General features: G+C 51.4%; 15 protein-coding genes. 5 read left to right on the forward strand and 10 right to left on the reverse strand.

The window, feature by feature from the left end; all coding sequences use genetic code 11:
• Positions 1-32 precede the first annotated feature (32 nt).
• From pepF to E1757_RS19065, 4 genes are all read right to left on the reverse strand, one after another.
• On the reverse strand, positions 33-1,823 hold the full coding sequence (pepF, locus tag E1757_RS19050) for an oligoendopeptidase F (RefSeq protein WP_181956670.1): 1,791 nt from the start codon (positions 1,821-1,823) through the stop codon (positions 33-35).
• Positions 1,824-2,162: 339 nt separating this feature from the next.
• Positions 2,163-2,342, reverse strand: coding sequence for a hypothetical protein (locus E1757_RS19055; protein ID WP_133230997.1), 180 nt, complete (start codon positions 2,340-2,342; stop codon positions 2,163-2,165).
• Positions 2,343-2,733: 391 nt separating this feature from the next.
• Positions 2,734-3,540 (reverse strand): TerC family protein, encoded by an 807-nt coding sequence (locus E1757_RS19060; protein WP_133230999.1) that lies wholly within the window; start codon positions 3,538-3,540, stop codon positions 2,734-2,736.
• A 258-nt stretch (positions 3,541-3,798) separates the two neighbouring features.
• Complete coding sequence (locus E1757_RS19065) at positions 3,799-4,032, reverse strand: hypothetical protein (protein WP_133231001.1); 234 nt, start codon at positions 4,030-4,032, stop codon at positions 3,799-3,801.
• A 222-nt stretch (positions 4,033-4,254) separates the two neighbouring features.
• Here E1757_RS19065 and E1757_RS19070 point away from each other — a divergent pair, with 222 nt between their 5' ends.
• Both E1757_RS19070 and E1757_RS19075 read left to right on the forward strand, forming a co-directional pair.
• Entirely contained in the window at positions 4,255-4,983 is a 729-nt protein-coding gene (locus tag E1757_RS19070) for a methyltransferase domain-containing protein (protein WP_133231003.1), read from the forward strand.
• A gap of 79 nt (positions 4,984-5,062) precedes the next feature.
• A complete protein-coding gene (locus tag E1757_RS19075) occupies positions 5,063-5,260 on the forward strand; it encodes a cold shock domain-containing protein (protein ID WP_079908601.1) in 198 nt (65 codons plus the stop codon).
• 315 nt (positions 5,261-5,575) lie between these two features.
• Here E1757_RS19075 and E1757_RS19080 read toward each other — a convergent pair whose 3' ends face one another.
• From E1757_RS19080 to E1757_RS19105, 6 genes are all read right to left on the reverse strand, one after another.
• A complete protein-coding gene (locus E1757_RS19080) occupies positions 5,576-6,223 on the reverse strand; it encodes a nitroreductase family protein (protein WP_133231005.1) in 648 nt (215 codons plus the stop codon).
• Positions 6,224-6,416: 193 nt separating this feature from the next.
• Entirely contained in the window at positions 6,417-7,508 is a 1,092-nt protein-coding gene (locus E1757_RS19085; protein ID WP_133231007.1) for an efflux RND transporter periplasmic adaptor subunit, read from the reverse strand.
• 12 nt (positions 7,509-7,520) lie between these two features.
• Positions 7,521-8,918 carry an ABC transporter permease gene (locus E1757_RS19090; protein ID WP_133231009.1) on the reverse strand — a complete coding sequence of 466 codons (1,398 nt, stop codon included), beginning with the start codon at positions 8,916-8,918 and terminating at the stop codon, positions 7,521-7,523.
• Positions 8,915-9,607 carry an ABC transporter ATP-binding protein gene (locus tag E1757_RS19095; RefSeq protein WP_133231011.1) on the reverse strand — a complete coding sequence of 231 codons (693 nt, stop codon included), beginning with the start codon at positions 9,605-9,607 and terminating at the stop codon, positions 8,915-8,917. The genes E1757_RS19090 and E1757_RS19095 overlap by 4 nt, the downstream gene beginning before the upstream one ends.
• Positions 9,608-9,882: 275 nt before the next feature.
• On the reverse strand, positions 9,883-11,055 hold the full coding sequence (locus E1757_RS19100; protein WP_246079296.1) for an MFS transporter: 1,173 nt from the start codon (positions 11,053-11,055) through the stop codon (positions 9,883-9,885).
• Between the two features lie 21 nt (positions 11,056-11,076).
• The gene (locus E1757_RS19105) at positions 11,077-12,405 is read right to left on the reverse strand and encodes a multi antimicrobial extrusion protein MatE (RefSeq protein ID WP_133231013.1); all 1,329 of its coding nucleotides are present in this window, start codon (positions 12,403-12,405) and stop codon (positions 11,077-11,079) included.
• Between the two features lie 182 nt (positions 12,406-12,587).
• Between E1757_RS19105 and E1757_RS19110 the strand changes: the two genes are divergently transcribed.
• The 3 genes from E1757_RS19110 to E1757_RS19120 all read left to right on the forward strand — a co-directional run bounded on the left by E1757_RS19110 (position 12,588) and on the right by E1757_RS19120 (position 14,804).
• Positions 12,588-12,905, forward strand: coding sequence for a hypothetical protein (locus E1757_RS19110; protein WP_133231015.1), 318 nt, complete (start codon positions 12,588-12,590; stop codon positions 12,903-12,905).
• Positions 12,906-13,135: 230 nt separating this feature from the next.
• Positions 13,136-13,735 (forward strand): hypothetical protein, encoded by a 600-nt coding sequence (locus tag E1757_RS19115; protein ID WP_246079298.1) that lies wholly within the window; start codon positions 13,136-13,138, stop codon positions 13,733-13,735.
• Between the two features lie 43 nt (positions 13,736-13,778).
• Positions 13,779-14,804: a tetraprenyl-beta-curcumene synthase family protein gene (locus tag E1757_RS19120; protein ID WP_133231299.1), complete on the forward strand. Its 1,026-nt coding sequence runs from the start codon at positions 13,779-13,781 to the stop codon at positions 14,802-14,804.
• Positions 14,805-14,869 lie beyond the last annotated feature (65 nt).

Consider the following 14,869-nt stretch of genomic DNA (forward strand, 5'->3'; position numbering starts at 1 on the left):
GTTGTGTTTAGAAAAGCTTCGATCAGAAGCTTTTATTGAGCCAGTTGTTCCATTTGCTGCAGCAAGCCTTTGAACACTTCCATCGCCTGCTTGATCGGTTCCGGAGAAGACATATCGACGCCGGCGCGTTTCAAAATGTTGATCGAATAGTCGCTGCCGCCGCTTTTCAAGAAGCCGAGATAACGATCGACCGCTGGCTGGCCCTCCTCCAAAATTTGTTTGGCGAAGCTGGTCGCCGCGGAGAAGCCGGTTGCGTATTTGTATACGTAAAAGCTGTTGTAAAAATGAGGAATCCGCGCCCATTCCATCTCGATGTCCTGATCGACCACCATATCCTTGCCGTAATATTTCAGGTTGAGGTCGTAATAAATTTTGCTCAAATCCTGCGGAGTGAGGGATTCGCCCTTCTCCGTTCTTTCATGCGTAATTTTTTCGAATTCGGCGAACATCGTCTGCCGGAACACGGTCGTGCGGAACTGATCCATGTAATACGTCAACAGGTACATTTTTTCCTTCGGATCGGTCGATTTTTTCAGCATGTAGTCCATCAGCAGCGCTTCATTCAGCGTGGAAGCCACTTCCGCCAGGAAAATCGTATACTGCGCATAGCGGTAAGGCTGGTTCGCATCCGACAAATAGGAATGAATCGCATGGCCCATCTCATGCGTCAGCGTAAACATGCTGTTTAAATTGTCCTTATGATTGAGCAGCACATACGGATGCGTACCGAACGCGCCCCAGCTGTATGCGCCGTTGCGCTTTCCTTCGTTCTCGTACACATCGATCCAGCGGTTGTCAAAGCCTTCCTGCAAAATTTGCAAATAGTTTTGACCGAGAGGCTTCAAGCTATCCTTCACGGTTGCTTTCGCCTGATCGTACGTAATATCCATCTTGTATTCGTCCACCAGCGGAGCAAACAGGTCGTACATATGTAATTCGTCGACTTTCAGCAGCTTTTTGCGCAGCGCCATGTAACGGTGCATCAACGGCAGCGATTCATGAATCGTATCGATCAGGTTGGTATACACTTCTTTATCAATATTATCGCTGAACAGCGACTTTTCCAAAGCGGAAGGATACTTGCGCACCTTGGCGTAAAAAATGTTTTTCGTAATATTGGCGGCCAGTGTCGCGCCGATCGTGTTTTTATTTTTGGCGTAGGTATCGTACATGGCCTGGAATGCATTTTTGCGGACATCGCGGTTGCGGCTTTCCAGAAATTGAATATAACGGCCGTGAGTCAGTTCAACTTCCTCGCCTTGTTCGTCCTTGACCTTCGGAAATTTCAAATCGGCATTATTCAGCATGCTGAATATGGTGCCCGGCGCTTGCGACAGATTGCCGACCTGGGCCAGCAAAGCTTCTTCCTGCTTGGATAAAATATGCTGCTTTTCGCGGATCATTTCCTCCAGCGTCCGCTTGTAGAAGGTGAGCTCCGGATCGCCGACCAGCTTGTTCAGCTGCTCGTCGGACAAGCTTAAAATTTCAGGAGAAATGAAAGATAAGGCCTCGCCGCTTTCGACGCTGAGCTTTTTGGCTTTGTCGGATAATGCCTGGTAGGTCGGCTCCGCCGTATCTTCATGATGCTTCATATTGGCGTAAACGTACAGCCGTTCCATTTGCAAGGAAATGGAGTCTTCCAGTTCAAAGCACTGCTTGATCGCTGCAGGGTCCTTGAGCTTGCCATGGAATGCGGCTACTTTCTTCAAAGCATCCTTCACGTGCTGGTACTCTTGGTCCCATGCCTGCTGGTTGGGGAATAGATCCTCCAGCTTCCAGCTTTGTTCCGTAGAAACGTCTTTGCGTTTAAGTACTTGGTTCATCGGAGTCCTCCTTGTTATTTTGGATGGTTTGTCGTGGCTGTCCGCCGCTGCAGAGCCTGAAAGCATCGTGCCCGCCAGCAGTACGCCGGTCATAACCAACGGAATAAAACGCATCAAGCTCACGCTCCCTGCAATTTTTTTCCTAGTATGACCGGATAATAGGTTAATTATAAGAAAAACTTCTATCGAAGTCTATTCATGGATGAGCGACCGCGACTTAGCGGAAGTTTTTCTTGTGATATAGAATTTGTTAGCTTCGCTGAAAATTTTATAAATTCTATATCGTTAAGAAAATTTTGGGTTGAAGTAAATTCATGGGGAGTTTGGGGCCGCGGCGGGCTAATGCAGCGTAAAGAAGCTGTAAACGATCAGCCCGAAGGAAAAGGTGACCATCACCAGCGCCAGCAGGGCGAGAGAACGCCTTGCGCTGGCGGGAATAGAGTCCTTTTTTAAAACAAGAATAAGCGCGAAGCAAAAAGAAACAATAATAAAGGTTAAAATGGAAGTCGAATTGCTCATGTATGATTTCACCTCGTCTGCGGCAGTATCGATAGTTTGACCGAAGTTCAAGTTTATCTATCAAAAAAAGATTCGCCGCAGTACGGTCAATTCCCTTTAAAAGGTCGGAGAATCCGTGCCGCCGGACCATAGATCGTTCGGACCGAATCGTATTGTTCGCCATTTTCCGGAAAGGAATCGGACATTTAACGGAAAGCTCTGTATTTCACGCACTCTCCTCAAGTATACGGGACGCAAGGGTGATACAGAACCGGTGCTTGCACGAAGATCCCGCTCCATCCTGTTATATCGATATGCGCAAAAAGCCTCACGCTCAAGCTGCGCATCCCGCCATCTGGAAACAGCGGGAATGCAGCTTGCGTGAGGCTTTTTGGCACGGGCAAAGCTTGAATTATCCCGTCACCTTGACCAGCACGAGCCGGCCGTTTTCATCCTGGCTCACTTTAAAGCTGTCGTCGGGTTGAATATTCGCCTCGGCGGACAGCTCCTGCGATAGTGTCAGATGTCCGTTCGGGTTCAGCGTAACGAACGATACGCTCTTCTTCCGCCAAATGCCGGCTAACAATACACCTGCCGTAATGATGACGACGAGCGTCCATTTGAGCACCGGATTCGCGGTGAAAAAGCTCGCAACCAGCGGGTCGCCGACCAGCATTTTACCCGCGGTTAACGCAAGCACTCCCGAACCGATGTAAAGAATCCACGGGAACCGTTCCATCAGGCGAATGAACAAGGTGCTGCCCCAAACCATGATCGGCACACTGATCAGCAGTCCGAGAATAACGAGCAGGAAGCTTCCGTGATTCGACCCCGCAGCGCCGGCTACCGCGACCACGTTGTCGAAGCCCATGACCGCATCGGCGATAATGATCGTCTGAATGGCGGGCCATAGCTTATTTTTTGCCTGAATATCGTGATTCTTTTTGTCCACCACCAGCTTATAGGCGATCCAGACGAGGATGATGCCGCCGATCAGCAGCAATGCCGGAAGCTTCAGCAGCCACACAACGGCCAGCGTCGCCGCTGCGCGAATTCCGATCGCTCCGACGGTCCCCCAAATAATCGCTTTTTTCTGGTATTCCTTCGGCAAGTTTCTCGCTGCTAATCCGATAACGATGGCGTTGTCGCCAGCCAATACCAAGTCGATGAGAATAATGCTTAAAAGTGCCGTAAAAAACGCCGCATCCAACCACTCCATACCCGATCAGCTCCTTTTTGAATTTTGGTTTTACATAAAAATGACCTCTACCGGTATGGTAAAGGCCATTTCAATAGAAAAAGACCTTTACCGAATAGGCAAAGGTCTTGCTAACAACGTTTCGTTGCCAATAAAGCCGGGGCTTTCACCCGAACTGACGACTTTACTGTGACAGCTACTCCCCTTTGGAGGACATCTTATGTAATTGCTCTTATTATAAAAGGAGGACAAGCCCAAAGTCAAGCTGCCGGAATAAAATTATACTTCTTTAAAAGCTTGCAGGATCGTTTCCCGTTCCTCCTCGGTACCGTCGAAGCCTTCCTTCGAAAAACGTCCTTCCGCCCAATGCATCATTTCGGGCCTGCTCAGAAACGTGTGGCATTCCTCGCCCCATTGATCGGATATTTCACGTAAAATCAGCGTTTTGCCGTGTACTTCAACCGTCAGCATGTTCCACTTGTCTTTTTTGTATATCAAATGTTTTTTAATCATGGCCGGGCTCCATTTCGTTTTCGAGATATCGGCTGAATCATACCGCAATCGCAGCGGAAAATCAAGGGGATAGCGTCGAACGGCAGCAAACGCGCCGTCCGGCTGCGCTGAAAAAACAGTTGTCTATTTTTGGCTGCTGTGATACTATTCCACTAAGTTCCGCGAGGCGGGCTGATGGCGTCAAGCCATAGATGAGTTGAGCCGAGAAGAGGAGAGAAGAGCATGAGTAAACGAGGATATGAACAATTGGGTGTGGCGATGACCTGCAGGTCGTTCGCCGAATATGTAAAGATGTTTGCTTTGGAGGAGCTTGATTCCCGGCAAGGGCCGGTGCTGGACGTCGCCGCAGGCGCGTCATCCTTTACGGCGGAGGCAAATGCGAAAGGGCTGCAGGCGTATGCGGCCGACCCGATGTACGCGATGAACGAGGAACGCATATTCGCACACGGACTTAACGAAATCGAGGTTTCGACAGCCAAGCTGGCTGCCCTTCGCGATATTTTCGATTGGAGCTATTACGGTACATTGGAGCATCACCGGGAAATGCGGGAACAGTCGTTATCCCGGTTTATCGACGATTACCGTCAGCACCGGGAGAAAGGACGCTACGTTGAGAGCGGCCTGCCGCAGCTGCCGTTTGCGGACAATACGTTTTCGCTTGTGCTGTGCAGCCACTTCCTGTTTTTATATAATGAACAGTTTGATTATGAATTTCATCTGCATGCGGTACGGGAGCTGCTGCGCGTATGCCGCCCCGGCGGTCAGGTGCGGTTGTACCCGTTGAAATCGCTTCAATGGGACTATTACCCTCATATGGACCGGCTGCTCGAGGCGTTGAAAAGCGAAGCTAAATGCCAATTTATGGAATCTCGATTGCCGTTCATTCCGGGGTCCGGAGAGCTGTTAAGCCTTGTAAAACAAGGGAACAGGCGCGATGTTGATAATTTTTGAATGTTGATTTATAATGTCTGTGATGCTATAATTAACCTACTCGCCCTTAGATGGCGATACTTCTAGGAGGTTGTTTTCATTGAAAGGTACAGTAAAATGGTTTAACGCAGAAAAAGGCTACGGTTTTATCCAAGTTGAAGGCGGCGACGATGTATTCGTTCACTTCTCCGCGATTCAAGGCGAAGGTTTCAAAACTCTTGAAGAAGGCCAATCCGTTGAGTTCGAAATCACTCAAGGAAACCGTGGTCCTCAAGCAGCTAACGTCATTAAGCTATAAGATCCCAAAACTTCAGATGGGGTTGCCCATTGATAAGTTTTCTTATATATTAGTGCCATAGCAACCAAAAACCAAAGGCAGTTCACGAAAACTTCGGTTTGCGCGAGCTGCTTTTTTCTGCATTTTTTTAACCTGCGCCTTGTCCGAATAGTAAAATATTAGAAGAAATGGCCCGAATCGGCTAACCGATCGTGAATAAAAAGAAGCTTCCAAATCGCCGTGGCGGCGGGCTGGAAGCTTCTTTTTTCGGGTTGGGCCCGGACAAACGCGCCCGGTCCTGGAGGACGGCGCAGCCGCTGCTCCTTGTGCGGTCGGTCAGTCGACGATTCGCAAGATGTCATCCACTTCTTTCCTCGGCAGCCTGCCCGGCTGCTCGGCGGGGTGGCCCAGCGAGATGACCATGTTAATCTGACATTCCTCGGGAATGTCGAGGTAGGTCCGCAGCGAATCCGCGGCCAGCAGCACCGGCCCGGTCATCGGACAGGTGGCGAGACCTTTCGCGTGCGCGGCGAGCATCAAATTTTGCGCGGCCAGACAGCTGCTTTTGATCCCTTCCTCATCCCAGACCGAAGGGTCCACAAGCGCGACGGGATCGAAGATTTTGTCTCTGAACTTGGATGTGTACGGTGTGGCCAGGCAAACAATCAACGCCGGAGCGTCCGCGAAGGCGGTCGCATAAGGGCCGAACGATTTGACCAGCAGCCGCGCTTCTCGGCTTAAACCGCGTTGCTCCGCTTCGGCAGCCTTTTGATGAAGCTGGTCCCACGTCATTTGTTCGATATGTTTGATTTTCTCGCGGTTGATGATGGCGATAAACTGCCATGTCTGCGAATTCGTATCGCTAGGCGCATAACGGGCGCAATCAATCAATTCCTTTATATCTTCGACGGTCACGTCCTGCTCCGTAAACCGGCGAATACTTCTGCGGTCCAGTAAAATCTGTTTAAAATTTTCAAAATACATAACAGGCTCATCCCTTCAGGCTCACAGCTGGATTTACAAATAAAAGCATTTACGATTACGGGGTCCCGGCAAAGCATCTGAAATAAGGCAGCGATGCCAAAGCCTCGCTTTGTCGGGTTATTTATGACTTGGTACTAAGAGCTACCGTTAATTATATCCCGTTTTAAAAGGAATGACAACCTCGCATTGCCGTCTATTGCAAAATAACGGTGTCGCCTTCATTCAATCCGCTTAATATTTCGGTCTTGTCCGGCGTTTCCAACCCGATCTTGATGTCGCGGCGGACGGGAGCGGTTTGGCCGCCTTCCGAAACCATCACATAATACTGGTCCTTATCGCGTTGGATGGCCAATGTCGAGACGACCAGGGCGTCGGGTTTCTTGTCCGTCTCGATGGTTGCCGTCAAGCTGAGCCCGGCGATCAGTTGCTCATTCGGCGGAAGCGAGACCACGACCTCGAACTGCGCCGGGGACGTATCTTTTTCATCCTTGCTTTTGGCGAATTTGGACAGCTTCTCGACCTTGCCTTCCAGTGTCGTATTTTTGAGCGCGTCGACTTTCACCGCCACCGGCATGCCGGGCTTGATGTGGAACAGATCGTATTCGCCGATGTACCCGATCAGCTGCAGCTTGGTGAGGTCGACGATTTTGCCGATCCGCTCGTTTTCTTTCACCGATTGCGGCTCCTTCGTGTCCTGAAACAGGAAGATGCCGCTTTCCGGCGCCTTAAAGGAGGCGCTCTTGCGCTTGTCCAGCTTTTGCGTCAGCTGGGACTGGATATGCTCGTGGCTCAGCCTGTTGATTTCGGTCTGCATCTCGCGGGTTTTCTCCTGCGCATACCGCTGCTTGGCTTCGATCTCTGACAATCCGTCGGCCGGCGAGGACAATGCCCCTGTCGTATTTTTTTGAAATTCGGCGATTTGGATATCCATATCGTTTTTTTTCTGATTCGCCTGAAGCTGTGCTATTTCATCATTCAATGCGGTATCGTCCAACTGGAATAAAATGTCGCCCTTGTTGACCTGCGCGCCTTCGGATGCGCCCCAGGCTTGGACATCGCCGCTGAACGGAGCGTTGACATACGTCTCTTTCTGGTACGAGGATTTGCCCTTCAGCTCGATCGTGTTGGACAATTGTTCACGCGCGACCTTGAACGTGATAGCGGAGCCGTTATGCTGCCCCATAGATGGCTGCGGCTTGGGACTATGGCTCAATGTAAATAAAGCTGCGGTCGTACCGGCCGCCAGCAGGATGGCGATTCCGAGCAGCCATGATTTCTTCTTCATCGTCATAATCTCCTAATCCCGCTTGATTGAGGTTAATGCATCCGTGCGCGATGCTTTGACAGCCGGATATAAGCCGGAGAGAACCCCGGTCATCACGGCGAAAAACAAGCCGACCGGTAAAATCCACGGACTTATAAACAATATTTCCGCCTGTGCTCCGGGCCGCTGCGGCGTAAACTGAATGACGGCAATGTTGATGCCCCAGATGACCCAGTAGGACAGCAGGATGCCGCATCCGCCGCCGAGCAGGCCGAGCAGCGCCGATTCGGTCATGAACATGTTGCGGATTTGCTTCAGGTTGGCGCCGAGCACCTTCATAATGCCGATCTGCCTTCTTCGCTGATACGTGGACATCGTCATCGCCACAATGATCGAGATGGAAGCGACGAATAAAATAAACAGGCCGATCCCTCCGAATATAAGACGCAGGATGACCAGCTGCCCCTGCATCTGCTCCTCGCGATGCAGATTCGTTTCCGCTGACAGCTTCAGCTTCTTGATCAGCTCCTCGACTTCCTTGACATTCGAGCTAAGATCGACTTTAACTTTCGCCTCGTTGAATTCCGCTGTAGACGTTTGCTGAGATTGGCCGCTGTTAGACGATAGCTCGGAGCCCGTATACATATTGTCGATAGCTTCCTGCAGCCGTTTGCCCAGCCCGGGCGAGACGAAGGCGGTTTTCATGTTCATCACGGAATCATCCGGGATACCTTCGGGCTTTTTCAAGATGCCGACGACGCGCAACGGAAACGAGGTGCCCGATGTTTCAACGCCGTTGGGGCTGTAGGCCTGCGGCTTTAACATGATTTGCTTCTGATAAACCGGGTAAGCGATATAAGCCTGCTGTTTCCAGCTGTCGGCTGGCTGACGGCCGGACGAATACCGCGCCTGCAGTGTCCGGTTTTGCGCCAGCTGCCGGTCGAGCAGCCCCATGGTTGCGCCGTAGCTTAAAATGATCGAGTTTTCCAGCTCGCTTGCGCCGCCCTGCTGCAGCTCGCTGCCGAACGCTTCGAGCGTATCGAGCGGCGTTGCGAAGATGCTGTTGATATAGCCGCGCTTATTTTCAATTTCGAATTGAAACGAGTTCAATGTTTGGAAGGTTGCGATCGCTTTGACATGCGGAAGGCCGCGAATGATATCAATTTTCGCTTTGGTTAACTCATACGGCTTCGCGGCGTTCGGGTCGGATGTATTCGTGTCGGCCGGATTGCCGCTGCGGATCGTGATTTCGTCCGATTTCATAAAGTAGCTCATTTGCTCGCGGCTGTAATGGTTGATCGATTCGCCGAAGGAGAGCGCTACGATGATCGAAGCGGAACCGATCGCAATCCCCATGATGCACAGCGAGGTCACGACCATTCTGCGCCTGAGCTGATCCCAGCCCAGCCGCAAATAATCGAAGCCTTTCATTCCGCATCACCTGCCCATGACGCGTCCTCGACCAGGAAACCGTCGCGCAGCTGGATGACCCGGCGCGTGCGCCTCGCTACCTCAAGCTCATGAGTGACGATTACGAACGTAATGAATAAGGTTTCGTTCAATTCAATAAGCAGATCGATAATTTCCTTCTCCGTTGTCGTATCCAGGTTGCCGGTCGGCTCGTCCGCGAACACGATGGCCGGCTCGGTAACGAGCGATCTTGCTATGCTTACGCGCTGCTGCTGCCCGCCGGACAGCTGGGAAGGGAACAGCTCGCTCTTCTCCCCGATGCCGACCTTGTTCAGCAGGCTGAGCGCCTTTTCTTTGCGGAGCTTTGCTTTGACGCCCTGGAAGACGAGCGGGAGCTCGACGTTTTCCCTCACGGTCAAATGAGGAATCAGCTCGTAGGATTGAAAAATAAATCCGATATGTGTGCGGCGAAATTCGGCCAGCTCGTTCTCGCTCATTTTCTCGATCGGGCGGTTGTTGATGACGATGCTGCCTTCCGACGGCTTCATCAAACCGGCCATCAGGTTCAGCAGCGTCGACTTGCCGGAACCGGAGCTGCCGAGCAGGGCGACCATTTCGCCTTTTTCAACTTTAAACTGTATATGGTGAAGCACCGGCGTTTCTTCGCTTCCGTTGCGGAACCGGTGCGAAAGCTGTTCGACTGCAAGCACATAACCCCTCCGTTACAAAAGGAAACTTCCCTTTAATTAGACGGCAGTCACTGCCAAAATGTTTCAAACTGCGACAAAAGCCTTCATCGGCTTGCCGACGAAGGCCGCATATGTTCAAACGACATTGCATAGTGACACTTTCGTACATGCCCGCCCGGCAGATCGTCGATCAACATAAACGTTCGCACGAACGGCCCGTAGGCGGGTTCGCGTTTTCGTCCGTGCAGCCGCGCTGCTTTGTCATGTGACGTTCGCTCGAGACCGCAGCCGCTGCACTAGTCTTCCGTATCGCCGCGGAACAGATGCAGCAGCAGGAAGCCGATCATTCCGATGAACGAAAGCATCGCTCCCGCACCGTACATCGTATGCGGTCCCCATGTATTGTATAGCCAGCCGCCGAGCGTACCGCTGAGCAGTCCGGCCGCTCCCGACCAGGTCACGGCGTAGATAGCCTGCCCGGTTGCCCGATACTCGTCAGGCACGACCTGTTGAATATACCGGATAACCGTGAACATGAAAATACCGAACGAAATGCTGTGAAAAGCTTGCACAACGATAACCCATATCGGGTTATCAATCAGACTCATGGCAATAAACCGGAGCACATAGACGAGGCTGCACAGCACGAGCAGCGGAAGCTCCTTGAATCGGTGCCCGTATTTGCTGAGTAAAATAAACACGGGAATTTCGCTGGAAGCGGAAATGAGCCAGGCCCAGCCGACGATGCTTTGGTCTGCCCCCAATTTTTGCAGAAACAAACCGAGAAATCCGTCATTGAACCGATGCGCGACGGATACCGTCATCACGGTCAATAAAAACAGGACAAACCTTCGGGAGCCGATGATTTTACCGAGTACGCGAAAATCCGGTTTTTTGAAGGAGGAGCTGCGCGCATCGGTCAAAAATAACGAAAGCGCGAAGGACACGCCAATCGTCCCCAGGCATAACAGAAATGTGATCCCCGGCCCGTTTGACTTAAGCAGCAGACCGAACACGAGAGACGCAACGGCAAACCCGATCGAGCCCCAAACCCGGAACGAAGCGTAGCTTTTTTTCGTTCCGCTGATCGTCAGAAGCGTTAAGCTGTCGTTCAACGAGCTGGTCGGAGACTGGAAAAAAAAGAACATGGCCATCAGCGTCATCAACAGCCCGAAATGCAGCGTTTGCGACACGAAAAACGCCATGATAAATTGACAGGCCAATATGCCGACCAATATTTTTTTCACCGTTTGAAATTTATCGCTCATGAGTCCCCAGAACAGATTGGAGCCGATACTGATCATCGGGCCGATCGCATACAAGAGACCGATTTGTACGGTAGAAAAGCCTTTCGATTGAAAATAAAGCGGAAAATAGGAAGTTATAACGGCCATCGTGCTGTAGAAAACAAAGCTGAAGCTTCGCAGCGCCGAATAGTTGGGTTGCCGTTGTCGAATCGCGCTGTCCAAATAAATCACTCGTTTCTAAGATTAAAGTGCTGCGCCGAATGAGCGCTTCCCGCTTGACTTGCCGATCGCGTGAAGGACGGACCAGACGACCGCAGCTTCCGCCGCAACGCCCAACGACTGCGCAAGCGCGCCAACCATCCCGTTCCAGCCGGGGCTTAGCATAATGCAGACGACAAGCGTGATTAACGTTATGGTCACGTTGGCCGCCTGCGACCAGACCATCAGCTTCGTCTCACCGCGAAGCAGAACCAGGCCGTTGCCGAAGTCGAGCCAAGGAAATACAAGCGACATAATGGTAAACACCTTTAATGTATCAAGACTGGCGTGCATCAGCCGTTCGTTGACACCCATTACGTTTTCCAAAAACCAGGGGCCGACCGGCGTGTAAGCGGCAACCGCAATCAGCAGCCCCGGCATCAGGGCGAGGATGAACGCAAAGCGAATCACGGTATTCGCATCTTTTCGATAAAAGTTCAATACAATTTGATGAATATATGAAAAAAAGCTCAGCACCAGCTGCGAAATGCTTCCGGCAATCGCGTAGGAGGAAATGGCGAGCTGCAGGTCTACCGTTTTGCCCAGAAACGCGTTGATGGAAGGGCCGATAATGACGGCAATGACGGACGAATACAGCAGCGGCCGGTAAAATTGAAAAATTTGCCGCGGACGTTCGACAGGGTGGTCCGGCTTTTTCTCGGGAATTTGCTTCAGCAGCGATCTTCCTTCCCACATGCTGACCGCCGCCTCCACAATCATGCCGACAAGAAAGATGATCGCGCCGACCCGGGCGCTCGTTACCTGATTCGTATGGATAAAGTACAACGACAACGCATACATCGCCGATAGACGGAACGCCATGCCGATCGTCAGCCACTTGGTCCGCATATTAAAAATTATGATGCCTTGATACATGCAGCGCAGCGTCGAGAAGATGCTGACGAACATAAGCACCCGGTACACGTCGACCATAGGCTCGACGAGAGCTTCGCTCGCGCCGAAAAAATAAAAAAAGACCCATTTGCCGATGGGCGTGTAGCAGATCAGCGCGCCTAGCAGCAGGATGCAAGCCAACAAGTACCAGCTGACCACGGATACGGCTCTAAACGAGGTGCGGTCGCGCACCAGGGCGGAGCAGGTTTGCCGCAGCAGCATCGCAGGTTTTTCCGTCAAGCCGATCACGCTCATAGGCAGCGCATAGCAGGCGATGATGACTTCGGGATTAGCGGATCGCGCCAAGGTGCTATTAATAATGACATGGGAAATCGTAATCAGACTGGATGCAATGCCGAGCGGTACGAAAAATGCCAACAGTTGGCCGAATGTCACTTTCTGTTCTGGGCTGCTGCTCATAACTTACAGGACTCCTACCGGTATAATGTCAAATCAATTTCTCTAGTATAGCACAGATTAAAACGTTTCGAAGAAGTAATTTTTAATGCGCCCACTGGAAGCATCCCGGGGATCATGTTACAGTTAACTGTAGATAAAATGCAGCTATGCGTCATGCTGGCTATGGAAAGGCGGAGAATGCGATGTCCTGGAAATTCATTATAGATGGTCGGCTTGGAATACCGCTCCCGCATTTGGAGAAGGAATGGGAGGAGTACACGGAAAATGAGCGGTCGCTCATTTTATTGCGCTGGGAGGAAATTCGCGGTACGATACCGGAACAAATCAAACGGCTGGAACGCGTTATTATTCAAAAGCAAAACCAGCTCAATGTCGAAGATAATTTTAAGCTGTCCTGCCGGTTGAACTCGGAAATCGCCGAGTTGGCGGGGACGATCAACGAGCTGCATCTGTGGTTCAGGGTCAATCAGGATGTGACGGCTTCGGCCGCTCATCATTAGAAAAAGCCTTGCTTGAAACATGGCGAAAGGTGAACCTCCGGTTCAAACTTATGCTTTCTTATGTTATAAGCAAACCCGATCGAGGTAAGGCGAGGATGAGCGACCGCGTGAAAGAGGAAGCCTTGCTTGAAACATGGCGAAAGGTGAACCTCCGGTTCAAACTTATGCTTTCTTATGTTATAATCAAGGTTATGAGTTTTATTGGATAAATCCGATAAAGTAGGTGGTAGATGATGGAATGGACGGAAGCCGTGCAGAAGCTGTGGAACAAGTTATCGGAGCACCGGACATCCTTGTATCCGGCGGAGGAATGGGATGAGCTGCTCGATATCCGGATTGCAAAGCTATCGCCCGAAGGGCTGGCCTCCGGGCAAGCTCCATATGCGTCGGCTGTCAAAGCGGGCCTGCACCTGCTGAATGACAGTCTGGACAAATCGCATGAGCTGTCGCAAAGCATACATAACGCGACCGGCAGCTACTGGCATGGGATTATGCACCGTATGGAGGGCGATTACAGCAACTCGAAATATTGGTTCCGGCAGGTTGGCTCGCACCCGGTATTCGCTTCCTTGCTGTTGGAAGCCAAGGACGTGTACCGCAGTCACGACACCGGCTCGATCCGCAGCGCAGCGCTTAAAAGCCAACTGGAGAAGCTGATGTCCGGATCGGTATGGGATCCTTATGGATTTATCGACGCTGTGCAGCAGCAGGTTCAAGTAGCGCAGGAGCAAGAATCGGAAGCGCTGCTGTCTGCTGTTCAACGGATCGAGATGAAGCTGCTGCTGCAGTATTCATTGGAGCAGAGCGGGGGGAAGCGGATTGAGTTTTGAATCCAGCCGGGTAGGGCATGTCCCGCGAAATCCTCTGCAACTTATGATCCGGATATATCGCTATGTGCTGCCGGAAGTAAGCGAGCAGCTGAAGTTTTGGCGGCAGCAGGCGGACCGGATGCCTGATCCCGAGCTGCAAAAGCAAGCGATAGCGAGTATGACCAGCAAGCAGTTCCATTGTCAGGGCGGGGCGGTGTATGCCGTCGCCCGGCTGGAAATGCGGCATGTGCTAATCCCGTTGATCGTTGCATTCCAGACGATAAGCGATTATTTGGATAATTTGTGCGACCGCAGCACATCGCTCGACCCGGATGATTTCCGCATGCTGCATCAATCGATGCTGGATGCGACCGATCCTGCCGAGCCGCTGCACGATTATTACGCGTACCGCGAGGAGAAAGAGGATGGCGGCTACTTGAACGAGCTGGTCAAAACTTGTCAAGCGAGCCTAAGATTGCTGCCTTCGTATTCGCTTGTCGCGAGCCGGGTTCGCGAGCTGGTTGGGCTGTATTGCGATCTTCAGGTGTACAAGCATATTAGCCGCGAATTGCGGGAGGAAGCGCTGCTCGCGTGGTGGAGCAAGCACCAATCGCGCTATCCGGGTATAAGCTGGAATGAGTTTGCTGCTGCTACAGGTTCCACGCTTGGCGTTTTCATGCTGTTTTTGGCCGCTTCGGAGCCGAGGTTGAAGCAGGAAACCGTAGAAGCGATCCATGCGGCTTATTTTCCGTATATATGCGGGCTGCATATATTGCTCGATTATTTAATCGATCAGGAGGAAGATGAGCACGGCGGAGATTTGAACTTTTGCAGCTATTACGACGGCTTGGACCAAACCGTACAGCGCATTGCTTTTATTGTGACGGAGGCGAGGGAAAAGGCGGAACGATTGGAGCATACGCCGTTTCAACGGATGATTATCGAGGGCCTGCTTGCGCTGTATTTGTCCGATCCGAAAGTAAGTAAACAGAGACAGGTGAAGCAAATATCGCGGATGCTGATGAAAGGCAGTCCGCTCATGCGGATGTTTTTCTATGTAAACAGTATTTTCATCCGGAAAACTTCTTGATTTCCATGGCCATGTTGGAGCGGCTGGAGGCCGCTTAATGAAGCCAATTGTTTGCAAATGTTTAT

The sequence above is a fragment of the Paenibacillus piri genome, from assembly GCF_004354045.1.
In the GTDB taxonomy this organism is placed as follows: domain Bacteria; phylum Bacillota; class Bacilli; order Paenibacillales; family NBRC-103111; genus Paenibacillus_S; species Paenibacillus_S piri.

Bases quoted from the DNA above. Each gene is read 5' to 3' on its own strand.
- E1757_RS19110 (WP_133231015.1), top strand. From the start codon at position 12,588: ATGTCCTGGAAATTCATTATAGATGGTCGGCTTGGAATACCGCTCCCG.
- E1757_RS19065 (WP_133231001.1), bottom strand. From the start codon at position 4,032: ATGATTAAAAAACATTTGATATACAAAAAAGACAAGTGGAACATGCTG.
- E1757_RS19085 (WP_133231007.1), bottom strand. From the start codon at position 7,508: ATGAAGAAGAAATCATGGCTGCTCGGAATCGCCATCCTGCTGGCGGCC.
- E1757_RS19120 (WP_133231299.1), top strand. From the start codon at position 13,779: ATGATCCGGATATATCGCTATGTGCTGCCGGAAGTAAGCGAGCAGCTG.
- E1757_RS19090 (WP_133231009.1), bottom strand. From the start codon at position 8,918: ATGAAAGGCTTCGATTATTTGCGGCTGGGCTGGGATCAGCTCAGGCGC.
- E1757_RS19105 (WP_133231013.1), bottom strand. From the start codon at position 12,405: ATGAGCAGCAGCCCAGAACAGAAAGTGACATTCGGCCAACTGTTGGCA.
- E1757_RS19070 (WP_133231003.1), top strand. From the start codon at position 4,255: ATGAGTAAACGAGGATATGAACAATTGGGTGTGGCGATGACCTGCAGG.
- E1757_RS19115 (WP_246079298.1), top strand. From the start codon at position 13,136: ATGATGGAATGGACGGAAGCCGTGCAGAAGCTGTGGAACAAGTTATCG.
- pepF (WP_181956670.1), bottom strand. From the start codon at position 1,823: ATGAACCAAGTACTTAAACGCAAAGACGTTTCTACGGAACAAAGCTGG.
- E1757_RS19055 (WP_133230997.1), bottom strand. From the start codon at position 2,342: ATGAGCAATTCGACTTCCATTTTAACCTTTATTATTGTTTCTTTTTGC.
- E1757_RS19080 (WP_133231005.1), bottom strand. From the start codon at position 6,223: ATGTATTTTGAAAATTTTAAACAGATTTTACTGGACCGCAGAAGTATT.
- E1757_RS19060 (WP_133230999.1), bottom strand. From the start codon at position 3,540: ATGGAGTGGTTGGATGCGGCGTTTTTTACGGCACTTTTAAGCATTATT.